The organism is Spirosoma sp. KNUC1025 (genome assembly GCF_045160025.1).
Classification (GTDB): Bacteria; Bacteroidota; Bacteroidia; order Cytophagales; family Spirosomataceae; genus Spirosoma.
The window spans coordinates 5,777,615-5,801,821 of record NZ_CP087139.1 but is presented as its reverse complement, the minus strand read 5'-3'; the positions used below and the strand labels follow the sequence as shown (position 1 = coordinate 5,801,821).

Here is a 24,207-nt window from a genome sequence, read left to right as displayed (position 1 = left end):
ATCTCTTTAATAATCCATCACCTTCGGTAGTTTTTCTTTTACGAACCGATCGGTGCCTTCTGAAAATAACTGGATGAATTTGTCGGCTTCACTGCCGTAGGCTTTGCCCTCAGCAGTTTTGTTGAGTATCTGGTCGAAGTCGTCGACAATGTCCAGCTTTACGTCCGACTCGCCACCAAAGAGGCTTTTCTTTTTGGGTTCAAAGCCACGAACGGTATGGCCCAGATTAGCCGCATCAAGCAAAAAGGGTTCGAAAGACCGCTTGTTTTCCCGCATTTCGCTGAGCCATTGCCGGAACGCCGTATCGAAGTTTTTGACGCTGTTGAAAAACGACGAATTCAGGAAGGAGGTCGAAATCTGCGGGTTTGCTTTTGCCCACTGCACCGTACCGGCCGCCTGCCGTACCCGCTGGCTCAGGTACGTACTGAACAAGGCCATCTTTGATAGTGGCAGACTGATCACCTGCTTCGTTGCAGCCGCCAGGTTGCCCAACTGTACGCTGATGCCATCCTGCTCGATGCCAAACTCTTTGTAGACCGGGCTTGCTGGCCAACCATTCGTTACGGCCAGGCTGCTATCATCGATACTCATAAAATCAACGATAGCGAGAGCCGATGCAAGCTCCACAAAATGGGCTTCGTTTTTCTGTCCGCCTGCACCGGGGTCGTAAGTATAGGCTTTGGTCTGGTCGTCACCTATGTAATACAGCGCATTGACTGAGGGATTAACACCCTTCTGGTAATAATTCAGAGCCGCTTTGGTTTTGGCAATGAACGAGGCCGGATCAATCAGTTTGTTCTCATTGGTGGTCAGGCTGAAATAAGGCATTACCGTAACGGCACCGATTTTGGCGTTCGTCAGAAAAGCCGGATTCGGAATTTGTCCGATCGCCTGCGCTCCCCGTATGTTTTTGAGCAGAATCGGAAATCCGGCCGCGCCCGTACCACCAAAAATTGAGCTGATAATAAAGATCCGGTCGTTAGCGCCGAAATTTTCAGCAAACGCCTGAAACACATCGGAATATCGGAACTGATTCAGTACCGTACTGCCAATGTTAGGATTACCCACAAAGCCAATGTCCATTTTTGTCTCCAGATTTTCGTCTGAAAATAGCAGGCTGGCAAAGGCTTTGGCGGGAGCGTCGAGCCCTTCGTAATTGATATAATCGCGGAATTTTTCCTGCTGTACGCCCTGTAGTTCAAATACATACGTATCGGCAATGGTCGCATTTCCACCGATGGACCGATTCAGGGTTTTGATTTCGGTACCGAAAAAACCCGACGTTGGTTTGGTGGAAAGCCCCGCGCGAATGTTGCCGTACTCACGTAGCAAATCTTTAGTCCGCAGGAGATCATCATTTGTAGCATGAGGGTCCAGCACAATCGGAATAACCTCATCCGTATTGTTGAGTTTCACGCCCGACGCCAGTAAAAACGTCAGCGCTTTCAGTACCCTTGAGCCCGTTCCGCCAATAGCGAAGACAAATAGTTTAGCCATAAGTTAGTCAGTAGTCATTTGTGGTTAGTCCTTGGTCATTCGTCATTGATGCTGAAAGCAAAACCAATGACAAATGACCAAGGCCCAATGACTTTATTTTGATGGCCAGAGCATTGGCCGGTGTTTTGCGTTTTTACTGAAATTTTTCATCACCATCGAGATGAGAAAGAAGATTAAGGCCGTCAGCAGCGCCATCTCAAAAGCATAACTCAGGAATACGCTGATGCCTTGATCGAACAGATTCCCCTGGTCGGCATCGGCTTCGTCGCGCGGGATTTCCTGGTTCGCTTTCTGATAACAGGTCACCAACGTAATGATGAACAACACCAGCGAACTAATACCGGTCATCATCAACCAGTGGCTCATACCGCTGAAGCTGACCCGGTTGAACGGCCAGATGTAGAAGGCAAACGCCACCACGAAGGCAATGCCAATGGCTGTCCAGGTTAGGGGCGACAGCAGTTCTTCCTGATACAGATCTTCCAGCAGGCTGCTGTTTACAAACAGATTGTAAAAGTTATAAAGGGATTCTTCCATGTTGTGAATGAGTGAATAATCGAGTGATTGAATGAGTGAATAAAATGTGCGTCAGCCTATTCAATCATTCAATCACTCGATTATTCTAAATTAATTGTTAACGTAAAATATTCGGTTTGATTATTGGGGTTGTACGCTCGCTCGACGCCCTGCAATAGATTTTCCAGGCCGAAGGTTGAATTGCCATCCGGCGACGCATCGTTGGTGGTATTGGTGTTCGCAATCCAGCGTGGCGGAAATTGCCGACGCAGCCGAATCGTAGCCGTACGATCCCCACGAGCCGGTTTGTCGGTAGAAAGCAATAGCTTGTGCGTAGTGCTGTTTGCGCCCGCGTATGTCTGAACCGATTTGACCCGGAAATTATCTTTCCCCTCTACTACGTACTGACTCGCATCGGTTAGCAGTGACGCGGGCAGCCGTAAGGCCGACAGATCGACGGCAACAGGTACTGCCAGGCTTTTGTCGGTCACGTCGGGTTGTACGTCTGTAAGTTCGTGAACGGCTTTCGCATGGCTACGTACTTCGGCGTCGGAGCGTTTGAAGCGACCTTTTCGGGAAGGATCATTTACCAGCACTGTATAAAAAGGGGTAACCGCTTTCGTATCCCGGCCAAAAAACCACGAATCGGCAAAGCCCGGCAGTTGATCGAATCGCCGGATTGTCTGGTACGTCTGATCCTGATAAAGCTGCTGCATGGTTTCGTTCCGTCCGATCAGGCAGAGGTAGTAGGGCCGTTCACCCGCGTATTTTTTCTTCGCATTGTTCCAGCTATAATACGTTCCGTCGAAGTCGGCTTTGAGCTTGATAACCAGCATCGAATGCGTACTGGCATACGGATTGAAGACGGTAGTGAGCAGCGAACTGGCTGCATCGAGGGTTTTCTGCGCACTCATACCCGTCAAACTTGGATCGGAATAAATCAGGTCCGAGACAAGCACACTCAGCTCATTGCCGGACGTATTGCGAAGAATATCGCTGAAAATACGTTCAAAGTCGGTACTGGTTGTTTTGCCTTTGGATTTGGCAACCGTGAAAATATTTTTCTCCTTGAAAAACTGCGACAGCGACAAGCCCAGATCGTTGACTTCGGTATTAACGACGTACAGTTTTCCCTGCCCCGGATTAACGGCATCGAACTCGGTCAGTACGTCGTTGAGAGTACGTTTGAATGCCCCATTGCCGCCCGGCGCATCATACGGAAACATGCTGGCACTGGCTTCGAGGTATAGCTTCAATCGGAGCGGTTTGCTGGAAACAACCGCGCCCGACAGATTGATGGCTGGTGTTTTGCCATCTTTGGCCAGTTTGCGATAGGTTCGATTGCGCTTGATGTAGGCGACCAGCGCCGACTCATCAACTTTTCCGTCGGGCGTGAGCAGGGCCACCGTTTTCTTGTCTTTTCCTAATTCCTTGCTTTCCTGACCGATAAACACACGGAGGGCGTCGGCCTCAGCAACATCAATAGTATTGTCATTCAGTGCGTCGCTGATTTTTTCGTCTAATTGATCAACTGAGCTGGAGCAACCAGCCAGCCCGCCCAGAGAAGCAACCACCAAAAACAACGAACAGAAACGGCTGCAGATCATGAATATTGTTAAATGATTTGATAAGCTCTAATAGATAACTCGAAAACCCCAAACATCGCCTGCACAATCTCTCCTTTGGGGCCGTTATCTTTAATTTTTCTTAAATTTCTATAGAAGGTAACGAAGCAGCCTGCCATTTTATGTCAATCGGTACCAGTAAACGATAAACGGACGTTTACATTTGTAGCAGAAACGTAGTGCGGGTTGATGCCCGTCGCTACGTTCAGTTGACTAATTTTCGCAATGACGTTTCGCCAATTTATTTTTTCGTTTTTACTGGCTCTTCCGATTCTCCTCCAAAACTGCGCGCAGGTAGCCCAGCCGCCGGGTGGCAAAAAAGATACGCTGGCCCCCAAATTAGTGAGCAGCGTGCCAACGCCCCGTCAGTTGAATTATTCCGGAAAAACCGTTGAGCTGGAATTTGATGAATACGTCAACAGCGAAAATCTTCAGCAGAAAATCACCATTACGCCCCAGGATAGCAATACGTTCGTGGTTAAGTCGCTGCCGAAAGGGATTCGATTGAATTTCAATAAACCGTTTTTGCCCAACACAACCTACACCATCGATTTTGCGGATGGAATAAAAGACGTAACGGAGCGTAACATCGCCAAAAACACAAAAGTGGTGTTCAGCACGGGGTCGAAGATCGACTCGCTGTATTTGACGGGTAATGTTGTTGATGATGAAACCCGACTGCCGCTGTTGAGTTTCGTGGTGGGTTTGTTTGCGTCAACGGATACCCTGCCTATCAACCGGAAGCGTCCTCAGTATTTTGCCCGAACGGATAGCAGCGGCAATTACCGGATCGAGAACGTAAAAGCCGGTCAGTACAAAGTCTATGGGTTCGATGATAAAGATTTGAATCTGGTGAACAACACGCCGGGTGAGCGCGTCGCTTTCCGCGATAGCGTACTGAATCTGAATCGAAACTATACCGATGTAAATCTGGTGGCTTTTCGGGGGTATGGCAAGCCACGCATCAGCCGACGCGAACGTACCGACGAAACGCTTGGCCTTGAACTGAGCAGTGGTATTGCCAGCTATAAAATACGGTACGGCAAACCCGTCTCGACCTCCGCAATATCGACTTCTGCTACGTCTACCTCCGCCGTTTCAACAACCGCAACGGCTACGTCGGGAACGTCAACCACGGTTGGTACGTCGGCATCGACGGATACGTTGGTATCGTTTCTGGAAAATCCCAAAATGATCCGGTTGTTTCGCCCGGCCAACCGGGCTGCGGGCGATACGCTTTATACGACCATTGTAGCAGAAGATTCGGTCGGGAACGTAACGGAACTACGGGAGCGGGTTTATTTTTCTCCGCTGAAAACCAGAGCTAAAAATCGAACGGCGCTTTCTGTTCAGCTTACCCCGCCTTCCAGCGAACCGATTGATAATAACCTGGAATTCACCCTTGTTTTCAATAAGCCCGTGTTTCAGTATAAAACGGATCGAATCATTATCGGGCCCGATAGTACCAAACCGCTTAAACTTAGCCCAGCCAATCTGAAATGGAGCAATAACTTTTCGAGACTGGTTATCCAGCAGAAAACAAACCTGCGGGATACGTTGCTGTTTCGGTTGCAGAAAGGCGCCTTTATCAGCGTACAGGGCGACACGCTGCCTCGCTATTCGACCCGGTATTTGATTGCTGAAGAAGACAGTTACGGCCTGATTGCCGGACGTATTAACCCGGCCACCGTTGGGCCAGCCGGAACGAAATTTATTGTCGAATTACTGGATGATAAATACAAGCCGTTGCGGGCTGCATATGATACACCAAACTACAGTTTTCCCCGGCTCAAACCCGGTCTTTACCGTGTCAGGCTGATTATTGATGCCAATGGCAACCGAAAGCGCGACATCGGTAATGTGCAGAAAGGAGTTCAGCCCGAACGAATTATCTACGCCCCCGGTTCAGAAGAAGACGGCTCTATTCGGGTCAAGCAGAATTTCGAATTAACCGACATCGATTTTTAGGAACGGCACGTCAGCTACGACCACCCGTTGATCGGACACCGACTGACATGATTGATACCCTCGGCGAACGATAAACCACTATCTTTGCCATGGGCTAAGCAAATTATACACGCATGACTTACCTCCAATTGTATCAGAAATATCAGACTTTACCGCCTGTCTATCAAGCGGAGGTAGCTGATTTTGTTGATTTTCTGGCTACCCGGAAAGCTACCGATAAGCCTCTCGAACGAAAAACACCCGTATTTGGTAGTGCCAAAGGCCAGTTTCAAATGAGTCCTGATTTTGATGCACCGCTGGACGATTTTGCTGACTATCAATAATGAATCTACTGCTTGATACCCACACCCTTATTTGGTTTCTAAACGGTAACGAAACAAATATTTCAGCAAAGGCTAAACAACTCATCACCGATTCAGCTAACGTTTCTTATGTGAGTATCGCTTCACTCTGGGAAATGGCCATTAAAATTCGTCTGGGAAGCTTGTCCTTCGAGCCGGGCTATGATAACTTACTGGCTTTACTTGATCAAAATGGTTTTGAATTGTTACCGATTACGTTTCAACATACACGTTGTTTGCTCACCTTGCCCATGCATCATCGTGACCCATTTGACCGGGTTTTGATTTCCCAAAGTATAACCGAAAGCTTGCTGTTCATTACGGCTGATACTCATATTCATCAGTATGAGGTTGATTGGGTTTGGTAATTAGGTCATCCGCTATAAAGAAGTAATAAGCGCTGACTTTGGTATTTGTAAGACTTACTGACAGGGCACCCATATTTCGCGTATTGCCGCGTACCTTTGCGGACGAAAACCGCCCGTTGCATGTACGTTAAGCCAAAAAAGAACTCGGTCAGCATTTTCTCAAAGACCTTAGCATTGCCCAGCGTATCGCCGACTTACTAAGCGGGCATGGAGGGTATAAAAAAATCCTTGAAATCGGGCCGGGTATGGGGGTTCTAACCCAGTTTATCGTACCGAAAAGTCAATTTGAAACCTACGTAATCGAGATTGACAGGGAGTCTGTCGATTACCTCAAACAGCATTTTCCGGCGCTCGAAGGGCATATTCTGGCCGCCGACTTTCTGAATATCCGTCCTGATTTACTGCCTGCCAAACAACCCGACAGCACGGAGTCCTTCGCGGTGATCGGTAATTTTCCGTACAACATCTCTACGCAGATTCTTTTTAAAGTGCTCGACATGCGCGACCGGGTGCCGGAAATAGTGGGTATGTTTCAGAGGGAAGTTGCCCAGCGAATCGCGTCAGGGCCCGGTAATAAAGATTATGGTATCCTGAGTGTGCTGCTGCAGGCCTGGTACGACATAACGTACGAATTTACAGTACCTCCCGAGGTGTTTAATCCACCACCCAAAGTTTTTTCGGGCGTGCTTTCGCTGCGACGTAACGCCAAAACCGAGCTGGGATGTGATGAACGAAAATTTGTTCAGGTTGTCAAGCATGGGTTTAATCAACGCCGGAAAACACTACGTAACGCTCTGAAACCGCTTGGTGCACCTGAGGCTGCTCTCGCCAGCCCCTTTATGGACAAACGTGCCGAGCAGCTAAGCGTTGCCGAATTTGTGGAATTGACGCAACTAATGATGGATTATGAATGATAAATGATGAATTACATCACGCTTTTCATTCATCATTTATCATTCATAATCCATCATTGAAGTCGTGACTTTTGAACTTACCAAAGACTACCTTGAGCAAATCCAGTCGGCTATCGAAACGGGTAATGATGCCTGGTTGCAGACCGAGATGGCGGAATTGTTTCCGGCCGATATTTCGGGGATTCTGGATGAGCTGGAGCCTGAGTCAGCCCATTATTTGCTGAGTCTGCTGGATAAGTCGGTAGGGGCCGAGATTATCGCAAACCTTGATCCGGCCGAGCGAACAAACCTGCTCAAACTCTTTACGTCGGAAGAAATTGCGCCCTTCATCAACCAGATGGATTCGGATGATGCCGTTGACGTATTGAATCAGCAGCCCATTCAGGTGCGGGAAGAAGTAATCGGGTTGCTGGAAGACCGCGAACAGGCCCGATTTATTCTGGATTTGCTGCACTACGAAGATGGCGTAGCGGGTAGTTTGATGCAGAAAGAGCTGATCCGTATTAACGTCAACCTGACTGTAAACGCCTGTATCGAAGAGATTCGTCAGCAGGCTGAGGATGTCGCCAATGTCTACGCTGTTTACGTAGTCGACGATCTGGGAAAACTGCTTGGTCTGGTGTCGCTGAAGAAGATTGTACTGGCCCGGAAAAATGCCAAAATCGCCGATATCTACGACGAGGATGTTGTCTTTGTCGAGACGTATCGACCCGTTGCCGAAGTCGCCGAGTTGATGCAGAAATATGACCTCGATGCCATTCCGGTCGTTAATGTTCAGCAGCGGCTGTTGGGGCGAATCACGATTGATGACGTAGTGGACGTCATTACGGAACAGGCCGAGGAAGATATTCAGGTGATTTCGGGTTTGTCGGGCGAAGTCGAAGACGATGATAGCATCTGGCAGCGATCAAAAGTTCAGCTACCCTGGCTTGTTGCCGGGGCAATTGGGAGCTTGATGGCAGCAACGGTTATCAACGGATTTCAGAGTGAATTAGGCAAAGTGGCGGCTCTGGCTGCCTTTATCCCCATTATCGGATCGACGGGTGGTAATGTTGGTATTCAAACTTCTTCGTTAATTCTGCAAAGCCTGACCGATACGTCGGGGTTAAGCATGACCATGGCCAAGCGGCTCCTTCGGACGTTGCTGGTTGCCATCATCAATGGCCTGGTTGTGGGGCTGATTGCCGGAACGTATACCTTTATTATTGGTGAGCCCCGTTTGTTTTTCGTAGTGGCCACCTCATTACTATCCGTGGTTCTACTGGCGTCGTTTATGGGTACCGTAACGCCACTGGTTTTAAACCGAATCGGCATCAATCCTGCCGTAGCGTCCGGCCCATTCATCACTACCGCCAACGACCTGATTGGCATAGGCGTTTATTTCCTGATTGCGCAGTGGCTATTGGCTGAAGTTTGAGTCAATAAGGAATGCCTAAACGTTTAATTTATCAGGCTGTCTGGATATTTACTATCTTCGGGACAGACATTTTCGAGAATCGTAAGCACGTCCATGTCGGTCGAAAAGGCACTGAAAAACTTTGTAAAATCTGGCTGGAACCTGACGTAACAGTTGCCAAACCCGGTGAACTATCGGCGAGCGAACAGCGAGAGGTTTTAGCCATAACAGATTTATACAAAGACGAGTTAATTCGACAATGGCGGCAGTTTCTGGCGGGTCAGAAAGTTGAGACTATAAAAATAAACTAATATGACTGGTACACAACAGCAAATAGAAGGCTATTGGGATGTAGTGCCCAAAGTACAGGCAGTTAGTTTTCCGACAACTGATTTGTTAATAGTCGAGCTGGAAGACGGTCGCATTATCTCAATGCCACTTGATCGGTTTCCCAGTATTCAGAAATTGACGCCTGATCAGCGTCAGCATTGGTACGTTTACGGCAATGGGTTCTCTTTCGATGACTCAGATGAAGTCATTCATATCGAGCAGATACTAGGTAACGTTAAGACGTATCGGCACGAATCATAACGGCTCCTGACCAGGTTTTGAGTATTTTGCGGTACTATGATCGTTCGTTTTGCTACGTCCGCTGACGCGCCAGGCATTCTGACTATTTACGCGCCCTACATCACCCAGTCGATCGTTACGTTTGAGTATGAAGTGCCAACTGAAGCCGAGTTTGCGGAGCGTATTCAAATAATTCAGCAACAATTTCCGTATCTGGTCGCTGAAGAAGACGGCCGCGTTCTTGGGTACGCCTATGCCTCGCGTCATCGGGACCGGATCGCTTATCAATGGTCGGCTGAAACGTCGGTTTATATTCATCCCGACAGTCACCGGCTTGGAATCGCCCGGCAGCTATATACGACGTTGTTTCAATTATTACGCTGGCAAGGATATTACAACGCTTATGCGGGCATCACCATGCCAAACCCTAAAAGTGAAGCCTTTCATCGGTCAATGGGCTTTGAGCCTGTCGGGGTCTATACCAACATCGGCTACAAGTTAGGGGCATGGCACAGCGTTGCCTGGTATCAGCTCACAGTACAGCCATATTCAACAAATCCGGTTCCTCCCGTATCGATAACAACGTATAAAGGGGATTTGTCAATGACTTGAAATTGTACTTTTTTCAATGAAAGGTTAGTCCTCTTCCAATACAGACAGAATATTGCCAGCCGGATCTTTGAACCAGGCAATGGTAGGGCCCTGCCCCCGCGAAATGCCCTTATCATCGGTATTGATATCGCCCTTATACTGTTCAAAGTGAACGCCAAGCGTGGTTAACTCGTCCACCGTTTTTTCTACGTCCGTCACCGGGAAATTAAGAATGGTAAACGTAGCCGGGGTATGATCCGGTTTCGGGTAAACCAGAATATTGGTACCACCGCTGATATGGAGCGTTAATACACCCATTTCTTCTTCCGTTACGTTCAGGCCGAGCGTTTGCTGGTAAAACGCTTTGGCTTTTTGCAGGTCATTCACCGCAAATCCGCTAAATGCTTTTGTGTTCATAAACATAGTATTTGTGTGTTAGGTAATACACTTACTTGGCTTTAACTCAATTAAGCCACTTGATTTAGTAGACAAATTTAAAATTACTCGCTGAAAGAGAGAGGGGTAAACACGCCAATTTAACGGTCTGTTTGCGTCAGGCTTCACAGAGCTAGCCGCTCGTTTTCATCCTCTACGTAGCCAGTGATTTATTCGGTAAAGTCTGTTTTCCTTTATTTTTGGCAAACTGTTTTTAGCATAACGTTTATGATTGCCGTTATTCAGCGTGTTACGCAAGCGTCCGTTACTATCGAAAATCAAATTAAAGGCCAGATCGAAACAGGATTCCTGACCCTGCTCGGCATCACGCATACCGATACGTCGGAGGACGTAACGTGGCTCAGTAAAAAAATCGTTGGGCTGCGCGTTTTTGGCGATGCAGATGGAAAAATGAACCTCGATCTGGCGGCCGTTGATGGTAACGTACTGTTGATTAGTCAGTTTACGCTCCATGCCAGCACTAAAAAAGGAAACCGTCCGAGTTTTATCGAAGCTGCCCGCCCTGAGGTAGCGATTCCACTTTATGAAGCGATGATTGCGCAGTTATCTGCCGATCTGGGCAAGCCTGTTCAGACGGGCGAATTTGGGGCCGATATGAAGGTGTCACTGCTGAATGATGGCCCCGTAACGATCATAATTGATTCAAAAAACCGGATTTAGTGTATTCGATTATCATTTTCTTGTATCTATCCGTTACTTTTACTGAAACCAGCCCATACCTGTCGACATAGACCGTCGGTCAGGTTAACAGCCGAATGGATTTTTTACCTTCTGACATAAGTACTTACGCCGAAACGTACACTTCGTCCGAAAGTGCGCTGCTGTATCAGCTGAATCGAAACACACGCGCTCACATTATGGCGCCCCGCATGTTGTCCGGGCATATTCAAGGTCGCTTTTTATCGATGATTTCGTGGATGATTCGGCCTCGGCGTATTCTCGAAATCGGTACTTACACAGGTTACTCAGCCCTCTGTCTGGCTGAAGGATTGACAGATGATGGCCGGATTATAACGATCGACCATAATGAAGAACTTGAAGGCTTTGCGCGCTCGTATTGGCAGCAGTCACCCTGGCACGATAAGATCGATTTTCGACTGGGGCAGGCGGCTGATCTACTGCCGCTTCTCGATGAAACCTTCGATCTGGTGTTTATTGATGCCGACAAACGAAATAATTCGCTGTATTTTGATTTGATTTTTGATAAGGTTCGTCAGGGTGGGTTCATCCTGGCCGACAACGTATTGTGGAGCGGTAAAGTGGTAGAGCCGGTTAAACCGGCTGATCTGGATACAGTAGCGGTGCAGGCTTTTAACCAGAAAGTGCAGAACGATGAGCGGGTTGAAAATGTGTTGCTGCCCGTACGTGATGGGATCATGTTAATGCGAAAATTATAAGTACGAAATGAGCCGCTGTAGCGGTGTGATCTATGAAAAAACAGACGTATTCCTTACTCCTTCTTTTTCTTCTGACAGGCTTTATTGCATCGGCGCAAATGAGTCCGCCGGTGGTGCCGGAGCGGGTAACTTTCGCGGATATATCGGTGCAGCTCGACCCCGACGCCCGGCGGATTGTGCAGCAGGACGTCAATGCGCTGATGACCAATCAGCAGTACTGGATTGCCAAACTGGATCGGGTTGTTTTATACTTCCCAATGATTGAGTCGATTCTGATCAGTGAAAAAGTGCCAACCGACTTTAAATATCTGGCTGTTCAGGAAAGCTCGCTCACGCCCGATGCCGTATCGACTTCGCAGGCGGTAGGGTACTGGCAGTTCAAAAAAGAAACCGCTACACTCAACGGCTTGCGGGTCGACGATGAAATCGACGAACGGAAGAGCATTACGGCATCGACGCGGGCGGCTGCCGGGTACCTGAAAAAGAGCAATACACAATTCAACAACTGGGTAGCTTCGCTTTATTCGTATTATTTAGGCGCTACCGGAATCACCAAGCTGATCCCGCCTGATTGGGCGTATGCGCGTGAAGTAGCATTAGATGGACGTACTGATCGCTACATTCTGCGGTTTTTTGCCCATAAAGTGGCGATTGAAAACGCGCTGAAAACGCACCAGACGAGCAACCGGTTTGCGCTGATCGAATATCCAAAAGGTGGTGGAAAAACCATGCGGTCTATTGCCGAAGAATTAGGTGTCGAGGAATTCGAGCTGCGCAAATACAATCGCTGGGTGCTGGGTGAGGCTGTTCCGACGGATAAAGCCTACGTAATGGCGGTGCCAGTTGCCAGCAACCAGATCAACGACGTACGGCAGAAGATCGGTGCGGTGGCTGATGCTACGGGAAGAGCGCCGGAATTGGCTCAGAGCGACGTTGGATTTCCGGTACTACGTCGGGTGACGTCGAATAATCCGGGTAAGAATGATCCGGTTCTGTACGAAATCAATGGCTTGCCCGGTATACAGGCACAGGCAGGAGATAATGCCGGAACATTGGCACGTAAAGCCAAAATCAGCCTGTCGAGCTTTCTGCGCTATAATGATCTGGATGAATCGGATCGGGTAATTGTCAATGATATTTATTATTTAGCTAAAAAGCGGAAAAAGGCACTCGTACCGTTCCATACAGTCCGCGATGGGGAAACATCGCACAGCATCTCGCAACGCTACGGGCTCAAACTACGGAAACTGCTCCGGTATAACCGGGTTGATCGTGGTCAGCAACTGACCGCAGGGCGTGTAATGTGGCTTCGTGAACGTCGGCCAGCCAAAACTCCGGTTGAGATCATCAATGCCCCAACGCCACCTGTTTACGATCCAACGCCGGCACCACCCACGCAGCCTACCCGTCAGGAGGTGGTTGCCAGTGCTCCCACAACGTCCACAAGTGGAAATCGAACTGTGAGCGGAATGGAGAGTGTGCCCCGTAAAGCATCCGAGCGGAAATTATATCAGCCAAAACTAGTAGGAGGGGGCGTAACGCCAAATGACGGTTCATCGGCCCCGGCCACGTCTCAGCCTGTAACTCAGCCCGCTTCTGTATCGCCGAGTCGGCCCGCTCCGAGTAGCAGTCCCAGTGGTTCAGAAGGCTCTCAGCGTGTGGTTATCGTCAGAGCCGCTGATGCTGATGGTACTACGAAGACGGTTCCGGTAGCTACAACGCCAGAGGTTGCTGAAAAAGCGAAGGGAAGCGTTGCGGAAGATGGCTGGTCGCCAAGTGGTTCGAAGTCGGTTAGGGAGTCGGATAGCATTACCCGGAATCGCCCGGCGAGAACGGCACCGCGCTCTTCGTCGAGTGGCTACGAAGGACCCAGTGAGCAGCAGGCGGATGGCTCCATTACGTCGGTAGATACGAAAACGCCAGTACGTCAGTCGGCCCCTGCTGTAATCAAGTCGGAGTCACGCGCAACAGAGCCGCCCGTAGCGGCCCCATCAGAAAAGATGGAGAAGAAAACGCCCGCCCCAATGGTAACGATGGTTGAAAAGAAACCCGAACGGTCAGTCAGTTTGCCGGTCGAGAAACCATCATCAGTGGCAACGATGGAAGAAAAGAAATCCGCTCCATCAATGACGACCCATACCGTTGAGAAAGGAGAAACCTATTACGGTATTGCCCGTAAATACGGTATGAAGCTTAACGAACTGCTCGATCTGAACAACCGTACCCTCGATAACAAGCTTGAATCCGGCCAGCGTCTGAAAGTGATGAGTGGCGATAAAACAGAGCCGGCATCCGCTAAGGTTGAGTCGTCGGTAACGAAGGTTGAACCGGCTGCAACCATAAAAAAATCGTCGGAAAAGTCGGCGGAATCTGTGCCAGCGCCACAGTCAGGTGCTACGTACCATACCGTTTCGAAAGGCGAGAACCTGTTCCGTATTTCCAAAATTTATAACGTGAGTGTCACCGACCTGCAGGAATGGAATAACCTGAGTACGGCTTACGTTCGGGAAGGACAGAAAATTAGAGTAGCCAAGCCCTAATGGCGTCACCGTCTTTGGTTTTAAGGAAAAGCCGCTCTTAAAGGGCGGCTTTTTCCATTGGGAGCTGGGTTGTATCTTTACTAACTGTTACGCGAAGTTCGGCTGTGCCGACGGTTCGACCCCAATATACTTATGATTCTGATTGACAATACCTGTATCAGCGATGACGTTGCTGAAAAATTTTTCGTCTGTAACCTGGATAAATGCAAAGGCGCCTGCTGTGTAGAAGGTGATATGGGGGCTCCCCTCGAAGGGGATGAACCCGCTATCCTGGATCGGATTTACGACGATATAAAGCCATATCTCTCACCCGAAGGGATACGGGTTATTGAGCAGAAAGGGGGCTATGAATCCGATGGCGACGGTGGTTTTGTGACCAATACCGTTGGCGGACGAGAGTGCGTTTATGCCACCTGGGACAGTCGGGGTATCTTGAAATGTGGCATTGAAGAAGCTTACAACGATGGCAAGGTTGACTGGAAAAAACCCATATCCTGCCACTTGTATCCCATTCGCGTTACAAAATATGAGTCCTTTCATGCGTTAAACTACGACCGCTGGCCAATTTGCAGTCCGGCATGTGGCTTTGGCGAGCAACTGAACGTACCGATCTACAAATTTGTCCGTGAAGCACTGATACGGGCCTATGGCGAAGATTGGTACGGTAAGCTGACGCAGGCGATTGAAAAGCCCAATGTTGAATAAGGCAGTTGACTGTCATTCGTCATTAAATTATCATAGTTGCGAAACGAATAGTCAGGGGCTACTGGCGGAGGACTGAAATGGAGCAGCGCGATTATTTTGAAGAGGTTTATGAAGTAGTACGTCTGGTACCGAAAGGACGCGTGACAACCTATGGCACCATTGCCCGTTACTTGAGCTTGCGGGCGGGGGCGCGTATGGTTGGCTGGGCCATGAACGGTTGCCACAACCGACCCGACGTACCCGCGCACCGGGTTGTGAATAGTGTGGGTGTATTGTCAGGGAAGCACTTCTTTGGCGGACCAACGATTATGCAGCAACTGCTGGAAGACGAAGGCGTACGGGTTGAAAATGACCGCGTAGTGAATTTCAAAACCTTGTATTGGGATCCGACAGTTGAGCTGGCTTTGTAGCTTTTTTTCCTTGTACCTATGAAATCATCCGTACTGTTCCTGCTGATTGGTTCAATGGCTGTTTCGGCCATGGCTCAATCTATCCCGTCAAAAGTGTATTCCTGGAGTCAATCGCCGGTAGTTAAACATACTGGTTATGAAGACCGTACTATTCTGGAGGGAACAACAAGGGATTTCGCCGATTTAAGCGTGCACGCGATAACGCTGTTTGCCAATCAGCCTCCTCAGCATGCCCAGAAGCTGGATGAAGAGCAATTGCTGATTGTAAAAGAAGGCGAACTTACGTTGACGCTCGGCGAAAAAACGAAAACCCTGGGCCCCGGAAGCGTAGCACTGGTAATGCCAGGCGATTTGCACCGGCTTGAAAATAAAACCCTCAGGCCGCTTACCTATTACATGATGCGGTATACCTCCAATGAAATGCCGGATATTGACCTGACTCGCCTGGCTGGCGGTTCGTTTTGGGTCGACTGGAAAGAGGTGCCTTTTAAGCCGCACGACAAAGGCGGCATTCGACGGATGTTCGATTGCGGTACGGTGATGACGAAACGCTTTGAAATGCATGTGACGACTCTCAACGCGGGTTTGTGGAGCCATCCGCCCCATACGCACCGAGCCGCTGAAATTTTGCTCATGGTTGATAACAAGGCTCAGGAAAGTATTGATGGCGTCCTTCAGCCAGCCCGTGCAGGTGACGTCATTTTTCTGGAATCGAACGTACCGCACGCTATCCAGAATACGGGTAAAGAACCGTGTACGTATTTCGCCTTTCAGTTTGAGTAATTTACGTGCTTTCCTGAATCGGCAACGGCCGGACAACACCAAAAAGCAACCCAGCATAAGCGTGAGTTGCTTTCCAAATTACTTCTCAATAAATTTATTCACCCTCTTCTCCTCACCTACCAGCTCACTCGCTCGTACTTGAGATGATGTAAATTTAGTTTGTGCAGGAGGGTAGTTTCGGTACTTTTCGATGAAGCGCTGGCTTTGCTCGTTTTTCGGTAGAAATTGCCGGAAATTCAGAGAGTTAGGCCGTTCTGTTTACTCGTTTCTACCCAGAATGATTCCGTGTCCGGGCTTAGTTCCTAAGCTCGATGGCCTTAACCAAAGCCCTTATAACACCCCGCAATTCATCAATAAGGACGGGGTCTGTTACGTGTCCGCCAGCATCTATTCTGGTACGCACAAAAGGTACAATAAGCGACGCTCCTTCGGGTAAATTTGCGGTCAGTACAGACAGCGTATACGATAACGCTGCGTGTGCCCGTGACCCCCCCATATCGGACGGACTCGCACTAATGACGCCTGCGGGTTTTTCGACAAATTCGCCCGACGAAGCCAGCCAGTCGAGCATATTTTTCAGCACACCGGGCATCCCATGAATGTATTCGGGCGTACAGATGAGCACGGCGTTAGCGGCCTGGAGTAAAGCGCGAAGTCGATTGACCGCTTCTGACGTATTTTCCTTGTCGCGTTCTGGGCTGAAATGGGGAAGATCGTCCAGATCGTTATAAAGCGTAACGCTAACGTTGTTGGGAGCCAGTTCGGCCGCGGCCCGTAACAGAGCGGAGTTGGTGGAGGAAGCCCGCAGGCTACCCGATATGGCCAGAATGTTCATGGTGTTTGTGGCAACTGTTTTACCGCAACACCTTCGTAATCTCGTTTAGTTTCTCCATCTTCTGCATAAAATCACCTTTTAGCTGGTTACGAATGGCCGTCAGATTATCGAGTGTTTCCTGCAAACTGTCGGGCAGAATTTCTTCGAGCACCTCCCGAAAACGCTTGGCAAAAGTCGGAGATTTCCCATTGGTAGAAATGGCAATTTTTAAATCCCCTTTCTTCACCACTGAACTCAGGTAGAAGTCGCACAAATCGGGCGTGTCGGCTACATTGACCAGAATGCGCTGGAGTTTGCAATCTGCCTGTACCTGTCGGTTTACCGTTTTATCGTTCGTTCCGGCAATTACTAGATCTATATCCGACAGGTAGATGGTATGATAAGGTTCCTGAATCAGTTGTAGTTTAGGATACTGGCGCGCCATCTCCCGGATTTCATCCCGAATGTCGGGCGCTACCAACGTAACGCGCGTATCCGGCGAGTTGCCAAGTAAGGCTGTAAGCTTTTCCAGGCCGACGTAGCCCCCGCCTACAATCAGTACGTGTAATTGTTCAGCCTTGAGGAAAATTGGGAAGAGGGCGTTCATAAAACATGCGAGGTATATACATGTCAAAAGTCGTAAGTGGCTGACGCGAAAGCAAATTCACGCACCAGCCACTTACGACTTTTGACATGTATATGTCCTTGTTTAAAATTTAAAGCCCAGATTCACGCCCAGAATCCGGCGTTTGCTGTTGCCACTGGTAAGTACGTCCGCAAAACCGTGGTGATATACAAAATCGAGCATAATTGGACCCGCATCGAAACCTAAGTTTACCAGCCCATTCACCGTAGCGGCCTGAAAGTCAGCATTGCCAAGGTTGAAATCGTTATTGTCGGTGCTTAATGGCGTACCGTATTCCGCACCAAGAGCTATCCGGATTCCGGATACCCCACGATCCGACTGCGCCACTTTCACGCCAATATAAGCTGGAATATGCAGGTATCGCTGATCGATATTTGATGTAATATCGCCCACACCGCCAACCTGACCATCACCCGGTTTGAAAAACTGCGAACTTGAGGCCAGGTATTCTGCGCCAATCTGGCCATAAATCCGGCCACCACCACGAACGAAGAACCCTAACTGATACCCCAGCCGTCCGGTCAGGTTTTTTGTATCGACGGTTTCGCCTTCAAAGCGGGTAGAATTGAGTCCCCCGTACAGACCAAATGTAAAGTGCTTGTAATTCTGCCGATGCTCCTGCCGTTCTGATACAACCTGACTGCGTTGCCCATCTTCAAAGCCTTCGTCGTAGGCTCTGCTTAAATCGCGCTCGTCAAACCGCTGGTTATCGCCGATACGGTCCTGATACCGGTTGTCGTAGCGTGGATAATCTTCATTCCGGCGGTTGTAGTCCCGGCGTTCGTCGATCACGTTATTCCGATCCCGGTCATTCGAGCGTTCATAACGGCGCTGATCCCGGCTGTCGTAGCGATCCGAGCGATCATTATTGTAGCGGTCGTCGTACGAATTATATTGCTGGCCAAAGGATAGGGTCGTACTACAAATGCCGGCCACTAAAAAGGCTGTTTTCGTTAAAGTTTTCATAATCGATCATGTTGAGTATATGTTCCTACAACCGCTCATTGCTCAGAATGTTTGTATACAGCAACTGTAGGGGTATTTTAAGAAGAAGTACCACCCTGAGAAACAACAAAACCACCCTCAAATGAAGGTGGTTTTGGGTCGATAAAAAGTATGTTTAGAATTTAAACCCAACACTGGCGCTTAAAATCCGGCGTTGAGAACCCGCAAAACCTGCATCCTGCGTAATGGCATCACTAAAGCCATAGTGATATGTCAGATCAAGAAATACCGGACCTGCATCAAATCCTAGCTGACCGAGTCCGTTGAACGTACCGGTCTTGATTTTGAAGTTATTCAAATCCCCAAACTTGTTGCTGTCGGAACCGATCTGATTGGCATACTCCAAGCCAACCTGCAGCCGTACTGCCGAGATACCCCGATCAGACTCAACTAGTTTAAACCCGATATAGACCGGAACCTGGATGTATTTGATGTTGATCTGGTCTTTAATGCTCGAAGCCGACTGACCTGAGCCCGCTACAAAATAGTTTGAACTGGAAGCAAAGTACTCAGCACCAATCTGACCGTAAAGACGGCCACCGCCCCGCACGAAGAAACCTGCCTGATAACCCAGACGGCCCGTCAGTTTATTGTTGACGCCATTATCAATGGATTCGCCTTTAAACTTGGTTGAGTTCAGCCCGGCATAGATACCAAACACAAAGTTTTTGTAATCTTTTTTCTCTTTTACGCGGGTTGTGTTTTCCGATGTCGAATAGGTATCTGTCGTTGACGTTGCGGTTGGCGTCGAATACGTATTCGTTGTAGGCGTAGCCATGCTGTTCGTTGAAGACGTACCGGTAGCGGTTGGCGTACTCATCGTACCATTATTCATTGAACTGCTATCGGTCGTTGCGTTCGACTGCGTACTGTTGCTTACGGCATTGGTGCTGTCCGTTGTAACCGGCGATGTATAGGTCGGATTGGTCGTACTAGTCGTCGTCGAATACGTATTTGTTGTTGTCTGAGCATTGGCAATGCCAAGGCTACACAGGCAAACTGCCCAAAGTGAGAATTGCTTTTTCATGATCTTAAAATCATCGTTGAGTTATATAAAATAAAAAAGGGCGTAATCGTAATTACACCCCATTAACAGGCAGTTGCCAGGCAATGTTTTTAACTATTTCAATTCAAATCCAAATTTAATCTGTCAGTGGAGGCCAGCACGACGGCATTGGTCTACTCGGTCCGCATGGTTTTAAAGGCGTTCATCAGACCATTGGTCGAGCTATCGTGGGTGTGTACGGGGGCACCATCCTGCAACTCCGGCAAAATACGGCTGGCTAATTGTTTGCCCAGTTCAACGCCCCACTGATCGAAGCTGAAAATGTCCCAAATAACCCCCTGCGTGAAGATTTTGTGTTCATACATCGCAATCAGGCTGCCGAGGGTTCGGGGGGTCAGTTTCCTGAACAGAATGGAATTCGTTGGCCGGTTTCCCGAGAACATTTTGAACGGCGCCAGTTCCTTGATTTCCGCTTCGCTCTTGCCCGATTTACGTAATTCTTCGGCGGCTTCGTCTTCCGTTTTGCCGTTCATAAGGGCTTCGGTCTGGGCAAAATAATTGGCCATCAGAATTTTGTGATGTTCGCCAATGGGCCGCTGGCTTATCGCCGGGGCCAGAAAATCGCAGGGAATCAGCTTAGTGCCCTGGTGGATTAATTGGTAAAACGCGTGCTGACCGTTGGTGCCGGGTTCGCCCCAGATGATTGGTCCGGTCTGGTAATCGACAGGTTTGCCGTCGCGATCAACAGATTTGCCGTTACTTTCCATATCGCCCTGCTGGAAGTAAGCCGCAAACCGGTGCATGTACTGATCGTAGGGGAGAATAGCCTCGGTCTGAGCGCCAAAAAAATTGTTGTACCAGATACCCACCAAACCCAGAATGACCGGCAGATTCTGCTCCAGTGGTGTATCCCGGAAATGGTTGTCCATAGCGTGAGCACCGTCGAGCAATTCTTCAAATTTATCAAAGCCAATGTATAGCGCGATCGACAAGCCGATGGCCGACCAGAGCGAGTAACGACCCCCCACCCAATCCCAGAAACCAAACATATTGTCGGGATCGATACCGAATTTTTCAACGTCTTTTTTATTGGTCGACAGTGCGGCAAAGTGCTTGGCAATGGCCGCTTCGTCCTTAGCAGCGTCCAGAAACCACTGCCGGGCCGTTTGGGCGTTTGTCATGGTTTCCTGCGTAGTAAAGGTTTTCGACGCAATCAGAAACAGTGTGGTTTCGGGACGTACCGTTTGCAGGGTTTCATAGATGTGAACGCCATCTACGTTCGAGACGAAATGAACCCGTAGTTTTTTGTCGTCGGCGTAGGGTTTCAGGGCTTCGGTTACCATCACCGGGCCAAGGTCGGAGCCGCCGATGCCGATATTTACTACGTCGGTAATGGCCTCGCCGGTGTATCCTTTCCATTCACCCGACCGAATCCGTTCGGTAAACGACTTCATATGGTTTAGTACGTCGTTTACATCGGGCATTACGTCTTTGCCGTCTACCAGAATCGGGCTATTCGAGCGATTCCGCAGGGCAACGTGCAGTACGGCCCGGTCTTCCGTCCGGTTGATTTTGTCGCCCGAGAACATCTTCCCGATAGCGCCCTTAAGTTCAGCCTGATCGGCTAGCTGAATCAGTAATTGCAGGGTTTCGGCCGTGATTCGGTTTTTGGAGAAGTCAAGCAGAATCTCCTCAAACTGACGTGAGAACGTAGTAAACCGCTCCGGATCTTCGGCAAACAGATCGCGTAGATGGCGATCTTTCAGACCATCGTAATGAGCTTGCAGTTGGGCATAAGCCGGTAAGTCGGTAAATCGATGATTGGCGAGCATAAATGGTTTCTGGTTTACAGATTCTGGTTTACGATTTACGGTGGATCGATGGCGGAATCGGCTGACATGCCAACCACTTTTAACCGTAAACCAGAGCCTGACTCAACATGTCGGCGCGAATATCGTGAATCCCATCAATCTTTTTCCTCTAATTTTACAGCCCTGTTGCCGTTATGGGAATAGTGTTTTGTGGCAATTGGTACCCTGGGCAGGAACAGCGCGCAGGAGCAGGGTAGCCATTAATTAATGGATTGATGAATCAAAAACTTTTCTATTCGCTCGTTCTGGGATTTACAGGCATCTTATTTTTTATTCCCTTTCTGGGAGGTGTCCGGCTGTTTGACTGGGACGAAATCAACTTCGCCGAATGTGCCCGCGAAATGATTGCAACGGGCGATTATCTACACGTTCATATTGATTTTAAGCCCTTTTACGAGAAACCACCACTGTTTTTCTGGCTCCAGTCAATGATGATGAACCTCTTCGGTATCAACGAATTTTCGGCCCGGCTACCGAATGCGATCTGCGGCATTATTACCTTGATTTACCTCTATCATATCGGCCAGAAACTTCACGGCCATCGCTTCGGTTTGTTGTGGGCACTGGCGTATCTGGGTTCCGTTACGCCCCATCTGTATTTTCGCTCCGGCATTATCGATCCATTTTTTAACCTGTTTATTTTCGTTGGTCTGGTCAATGTCATTTTTGCGTCGTGGAAGCGGGAACGACTCGGCGGGGCCATGACCGTGCCTAAAAGCGAGTGGACGTATATTCTGCTGGGTGGGTTTGTGCTGGGGCTGGGCATCCTGACCAAAGGTCCTGTTGCTTATCTTATCATTTGCCTGGTATTGGGTACGTACTGGGCGTTGAACCGGTTTCGGTGGTTTATTACGCCCCTGCAATTTCTGGCTTTTTCGGCGGCTGCTTCGGTTGGTTCGCTGCTCTGGTACGGGCTGGATATTTACCTGCACGGCCCAACGCTCGTTCGCGAATTTCTGGCCTACAGCATTCGGCTGCTGAGCACGCCCGATGCCGGACATGCCGGTTTTCCAGGCTATCATTTTATTATACTACTGGTAGGCTGTTTTCCGGCCTCCATCTTCGGAATTCGTGCCTTTGGGCCGCTATTTATTGAGCGGAACTACCAGCGGGAGTTTCGGCGGTGGATGCTGATTCTGTTTTGGGTCGTGCTCATTCTGTTTAGCATCGTTCAGTCGAAAATCGTGCATTACTCCTCGCTCTGTTATTTTCCGCTGACTTACCTCGCAGCCTTAACGCTACTGCAACTGGAAGAGCGGAAAATTCAGTTTAACAACTGGTTGCGGGCGGGGCTGATCATTGTGGGGGGATTTTTGTCGTAGCCACTATTGCGATGCCTATACTGGCTCATCGGATGGATCTGGTAAAATCAATGGCGGACCAGGACCCCTTTACACAAGGTAATCTGGACGCAAAAATCGACTGGACAGGCTGGGAGGTTGTACCGGGCATATGGCTGCTGATAGCACTGACTCTGGCTATTCTCTGGTACAATCGGCGCGAACCGGCGCAGGCATCTGTTACGCTCTTTGGCGGAATGGCTGTTTTCATTACGTTGACGCTCTGGTTTTTCATTGGCCGGATCGAAGGGATTTCTCAGGCGGCTGCCATGCGTTTTTTCGAGCGGGCACAGGGGCAGAATGTGTATGTAAGGGCATACGGTTATCATAGCTATGGGCCATTCTTCTACACCCAGAAACCACCCGTAACGAACCCCAACTATTATAATGACGAATGGCTGCTACGTGGTAAAATCGATAAAGATGTGTGGTTTATCCGCAAAGCATCTGAGCAGCCAACCCTTCTTGATTCACTGCCTGATGTTCGGAAAACGGGAGAAGAAAACGGGTTTGTTTTTTACCAGAGATCGGCGCGATGAGGTAATAAGGAAATGTAGTAAATTGTGATTGTATTGACTGTTTTAATGATGAGTGCTCTCTGGCTCACTTATCAGTAAGATAGTCATCATCTTACTTCATAACCTCTAACTTCTCAAACAGTATGAAAAACGTACTTTTCATGCTAATGCTGTTAGCATCGACCTCTGTTTTAGCCCAATCGACCGACAGTACGAAAGCCAAGCAAACGAACGCGTTGTCGAAGTATCGGCAGCCGAGCCAGTTTGGCGTAAAAACGGACCCTACTCCGGCGCCAACTGGACAGCCTAACCCGGCAATGCTCAAAAAAGCAGAAGAGAAACGGATCAACTCAAGCTATCAGTACGAAAATGGTCGTATCGTTGGCGGAAAAACCTCCTTACAGCTCGGCAAGAAAAAGAACTGAACCCGTACCGCATAGTATATAGTACCTTTCTGTAAACTGTTCATAGTGCCAGACAGTTATAGCGGTATGGCTCCCTCAACTACATCCTCACGGAACGGCTTCACCTGGTTTAAATCGTCGGCTAACCTAATGTGGCTGATTTTATTTACAGCGGGTATTTCTGCCTGCAACAAAAACAATCAGATGAGTTCCGGCTCGCAGAAAAAGCTACAGGTTTCGGTGGGTGAAATTAAAGAGATTTCGCTGCCCGGTCGTGGTGATGGTACGTCAGAATTAATTGGCACATCGGACAATCAGGAAGTAGTGGAGGTATCTCGCCAGCAGCTTGCTCCGGCGGTTGATACGTTGAATCGGAACAACAGTGGGCCAGCGGTATTTCAGATAAAAGGTGTTACCGTTGGTACAGCCAACGTTGTATTCGCCAAAAAGCCGCTCGGAGGCTCCGGTTCCGGCGAAGTTATGCGGACTTACGTAGTGCAGGTGAAGTCGAAATAGCATCTTATTC

27 protein-coding genes are annotated in these 24,207 nt (G+C 48.9%); 18 read left to right on the top strand and 9 right to left on the bottom strand.

All coding sequences use genetic code 11. The features are described from left to right. Positions 1–6 precede the first annotated feature (6 nt). From LN737_RS25380 to LN737_RS25370, 3 genes are all read right to left on the bottom strand, one after another. Positions 7–1,497 carry a hypothetical protein gene (locus LN737_RS25380; protein ID WP_405513192.1) on the bottom strand — a complete coding sequence of 497 codons (1,491 nt, stop codon included), beginning with the start codon at positions 1,495–1,497 and terminating at the stop codon, positions 7–9. A gap of 93 nt (positions 1,498–1,590) precedes the next feature. Next, positions 1,591–2,034, bottom strand: a complete 444-nt coding sequence (locus LN737_RS25375; RefSeq protein ID WP_405513190.1) for a hypothetical protein — start codon at positions 2,032–2,034, stop codon at positions 1,591–1,593. 80 nt (positions 2,035–2,114) lie between these two features. Next, on the bottom strand, positions 2,115–3,620 hold the full coding sequence (locus LN737_RS25370; RefSeq protein WP_405513188.1) for a hypothetical protein: 1,506 nt from the start codon (positions 3,618–3,620) through the stop codon (positions 2,115–2,117). Positions 3,621–3,863: 243 nt separating this feature from the next. Here LN737_RS25370 and LN737_RS25365 point away from each other — a divergent pair, with 243 nt between their 5' ends. The 8 genes from LN737_RS25365 (at position 3,864) to LN737_RS25330 (ending at position 9,807) form a co-directional block, all read left to right on the top strand. Then, the gene (locus tag LN737_RS25365; RefSeq protein ID WP_405513186.1) at positions 3,864–5,606 is read left to right on the top strand and encodes an Ig-like domain-containing domain; all 1,743 of its coding nucleotides are present in this window, start codon (positions 3,864–3,866) and stop codon (positions 5,604–5,606) included. Between the two features lie 113 nt (positions 5,607–5,719). Continuing rightward, positions 5,720–5,929, top strand: coding sequence for a DUF2281 domain-containing protein (locus LN737_RS25360; protein WP_405513184.1), 210 nt, complete (start codon positions 5,720–5,722; stop codon positions 5,927–5,929). Further along, a complete protein-coding gene (locus LN737_RS25355) occupies positions 5,929–6,315 on the top strand; it encodes a type II toxin-antitoxin system VapC family toxin (RefSeq protein WP_405513182.1) in 387 nt (128 codons plus the stop codon). The genes LN737_RS25360 and LN737_RS25355 overlap by 1 nt, the downstream gene beginning before the upstream one ends. 173 nt (positions 6,316–6,488) lie before the next feature. Continuing rightward, positions 6,489–7,229, top strand: coding sequence for a 16S rRNA (adenine(1518)-N(6)/adenine(1519)-N(6))-dimethyltransferase RsmA (gene rsmA / locus LN737_RS25350; RefSeq protein WP_405520515.1), 741 nt, complete (start codon positions 6,489–6,491; stop codon positions 7,227–7,229). A gap of 64 nt (positions 7,230–7,293) precedes the next feature. Then, positions 7,294–8,646 carry a magnesium transporter gene (gene mgtE, locus LN737_RS25345; protein WP_405513180.1) on the top strand — a complete coding sequence of 451 codons (1,353 nt, stop codon included), beginning with the start codon at positions 7,294–7,296 and terminating at the stop codon, positions 8,644–8,646. Between the two features lie 11 nt (positions 8,647–8,657). Beyond that, positions 8,658–8,936, top strand: coding sequence for a DUF4160 domain-containing protein (locus tag LN737_RS25340; RefSeq protein WP_405513178.1), 279 nt, complete (start codon positions 8,658–8,660; stop codon positions 8,934–8,936). 1 nt (position 8,937) lies between these two features. Continuing rightward, on the top strand, positions 8,938–9,216 hold the full coding sequence (locus LN737_RS25335; protein ID WP_405513176.1) for a DUF2442 domain-containing protein: 279 nt from the start codon (positions 8,938–8,940) through the stop codon (positions 9,214–9,216). A gap of 36 nt (positions 9,217–9,252) precedes the next feature. Then, entirely contained in the window at positions 9,253–9,807 is a 555-nt protein-coding gene (locus LN737_RS25330; protein WP_405513174.1) for a GNAT family N-acetyltransferase, read from the top strand. Positions 9,808–9,831: 24 nt separating this feature from the next. Here the strand turns inward: LN737_RS25330 and LN737_RS25325 are convergent, their stop codons facing one another. Next, complete coding sequence (locus LN737_RS25325) at positions 9,832–10,209, bottom strand: VOC family protein (RefSeq protein WP_405513172.1); 378 nt, start codon at positions 10,207–10,209, stop codon at positions 9,832–9,834. A gap of 240 nt (positions 10,210–10,449) precedes the next feature. Between LN737_RS25325 and dtd the strand changes: the two genes are divergently transcribed. The 6 genes from dtd (at position 10,450) to LN737_RS25295 (ending at position 16,077) form a co-directional block, all read left to right on the top strand. Further along, entirely contained in the window at positions 10,450–10,902 is a 453-nt protein-coding gene (dtd, locus tag LN737_RS25320; RefSeq protein WP_405513170.1) for a D-aminoacyl-tRNA deacylase, read from the top strand. A gap of 95 nt (positions 10,903–10,997) precedes the next feature. Further along, positions 10,998–11,639, top strand: a complete 642-nt coding sequence (locus LN737_RS25315) for an O-methyltransferase (RefSeq protein ID WP_405513168.1) — start codon at positions 10,998–11,000, stop codon at positions 11,637–11,639. A 32-nt stretch (positions 11,640–11,671) separates the two neighbouring features. Beyond that, positions 11,672–14,179 carry a LysM peptidoglycan-binding domain-containing protein gene (locus LN737_RS25310; RefSeq protein ID WP_405513166.1) on the top strand — a complete coding sequence of 836 codons (2,508 nt, stop codon included), beginning with the start codon at positions 11,672–11,674 and terminating at the stop codon, positions 14,177–14,179. Positions 14,180–14,311: 132 nt separating this feature from the next. After that, positions 14,312–14,884 carry a DUF3109 family protein gene (locus LN737_RS25305; RefSeq protein WP_405513164.1) on the top strand — a complete coding sequence of 191 codons (573 nt, stop codon included), beginning with the start codon at positions 14,312–14,314 and terminating at the stop codon, positions 14,882–14,884. A 77-nt stretch (positions 14,885–14,961) separates the two neighbouring features. After that, the gene (locus tag LN737_RS25300) at positions 14,962–15,294 is read left to right on the top strand and encodes an MGMT family protein (RefSeq protein WP_405513162.1); all 333 of its coding nucleotides are present in this window, start codon (positions 14,962–14,964) and stop codon (positions 15,292–15,294) included. An 18-nt stretch (positions 15,295–15,312) separates the two neighbouring features. Further along, positions 15,313–16,077 carry a cupin domain-containing protein gene (locus tag LN737_RS25295; RefSeq protein WP_405513160.1) on the top strand — a complete coding sequence of 255 codons (765 nt, stop codon included), beginning with the start codon at positions 15,313–15,315 and terminating at the stop codon, positions 16,075–16,077. Between the two features lie 295 nt (positions 16,078–16,372). On the opposite strand, the gene LN737_RS25290 is transcribed toward LN737_RS25295, so the two are convergent. The 5 genes from LN737_RS25290 to pgi form a co-directional block, all read right to left on the bottom strand. After that, entirely contained in the window at positions 16,373–16,912 is a 540-nt protein-coding gene (locus LN737_RS25290) for an NADPH-dependent FMN reductase (protein WP_405513158.1), read from the bottom strand. 19 nt (positions 16,913–16,931) lie between these two features. Continuing rightward, on the bottom strand, positions 16,932–17,498 hold the full coding sequence (locus LN737_RS25285) for a bifunctional precorrin-2 dehydrogenase/sirohydrochlorin ferrochelatase (RefSeq protein WP_405513157.1): 567 nt from the start codon (positions 17,496–17,498) through the stop codon (positions 16,932–16,934). Between the two features lie 102 nt (positions 17,499–17,600). Further along, complete coding sequence (locus tag LN737_RS25280; protein ID WP_405513156.1) at positions 17,601–18,503, bottom strand: hypothetical protein; 903 nt, start codon at positions 18,501–18,503, stop codon at positions 17,601–17,603. Between the two features lie 154 nt (positions 18,504–18,657). After that, positions 18,658–19,569 (bottom strand): PorT family protein, encoded by a 912-nt coding sequence (locus tag LN737_RS25275; protein ID WP_405513155.1) that lies wholly within the window; start codon positions 19,567–19,569, stop codon positions 18,658–18,660. Between the two features lie 152 nt (positions 19,570–19,721). Then, the gene (gene pgi, locus LN737_RS25270; RefSeq protein WP_405513153.1) at positions 19,722–21,380 is read right to left on the bottom strand and encodes a glucose-6-phosphate isomerase; all 1,659 of its coding nucleotides are present in this window, start codon (positions 21,378–21,380) and stop codon (positions 19,722–19,724) included. Between the two features lie 254 nt (positions 21,381–21,634). On the opposite strand from pgi, the gene LN737_RS25265 reads away from it, so the two are divergent. The 4 genes from LN737_RS25265 to LN737_RS25250 all read left to right on the top strand — a co-directional run bounded on the left by LN737_RS25265 (position 21,635) and on the right by LN737_RS25250 (position 24,197). Further along, on the top strand, positions 21,635–22,741 hold the full coding sequence (locus LN737_RS25265; protein ID WP_405513151.1) for a glycosyltransferase family 39 protein: 1,107 nt from the start codon (positions 21,635–21,637) through the stop codon (positions 22,739–22,741). A gap of 11 nt (positions 22,742–22,752) precedes the next feature. After that, complete coding sequence (locus LN737_RS25260) at positions 22,753–23,298, top strand: hypothetical protein (protein WP_405513149.1); 546 nt, start codon at positions 22,753–22,755, stop codon at positions 23,296–23,298. 122 nt (positions 23,299–23,420) lie between these two features. After that, entirely contained in the window at positions 23,421–23,702 is a 282-nt protein-coding gene (locus LN737_RS25255) for a hypothetical protein (protein WP_405513147.1), read from the top strand. A 66-nt stretch (positions 23,703–23,768) separates the two neighbouring features. Continuing rightward, positions 23,769–24,197 carry a hypothetical protein gene (locus tag LN737_RS25250; protein ID WP_405513145.1) on the top strand — a complete coding sequence of 143 codons (429 nt, stop codon included), beginning with the start codon at positions 23,769–23,771 and terminating at the stop codon, positions 24,195–24,197. Positions 24,198–24,207 lie beyond the last annotated feature (10 nt).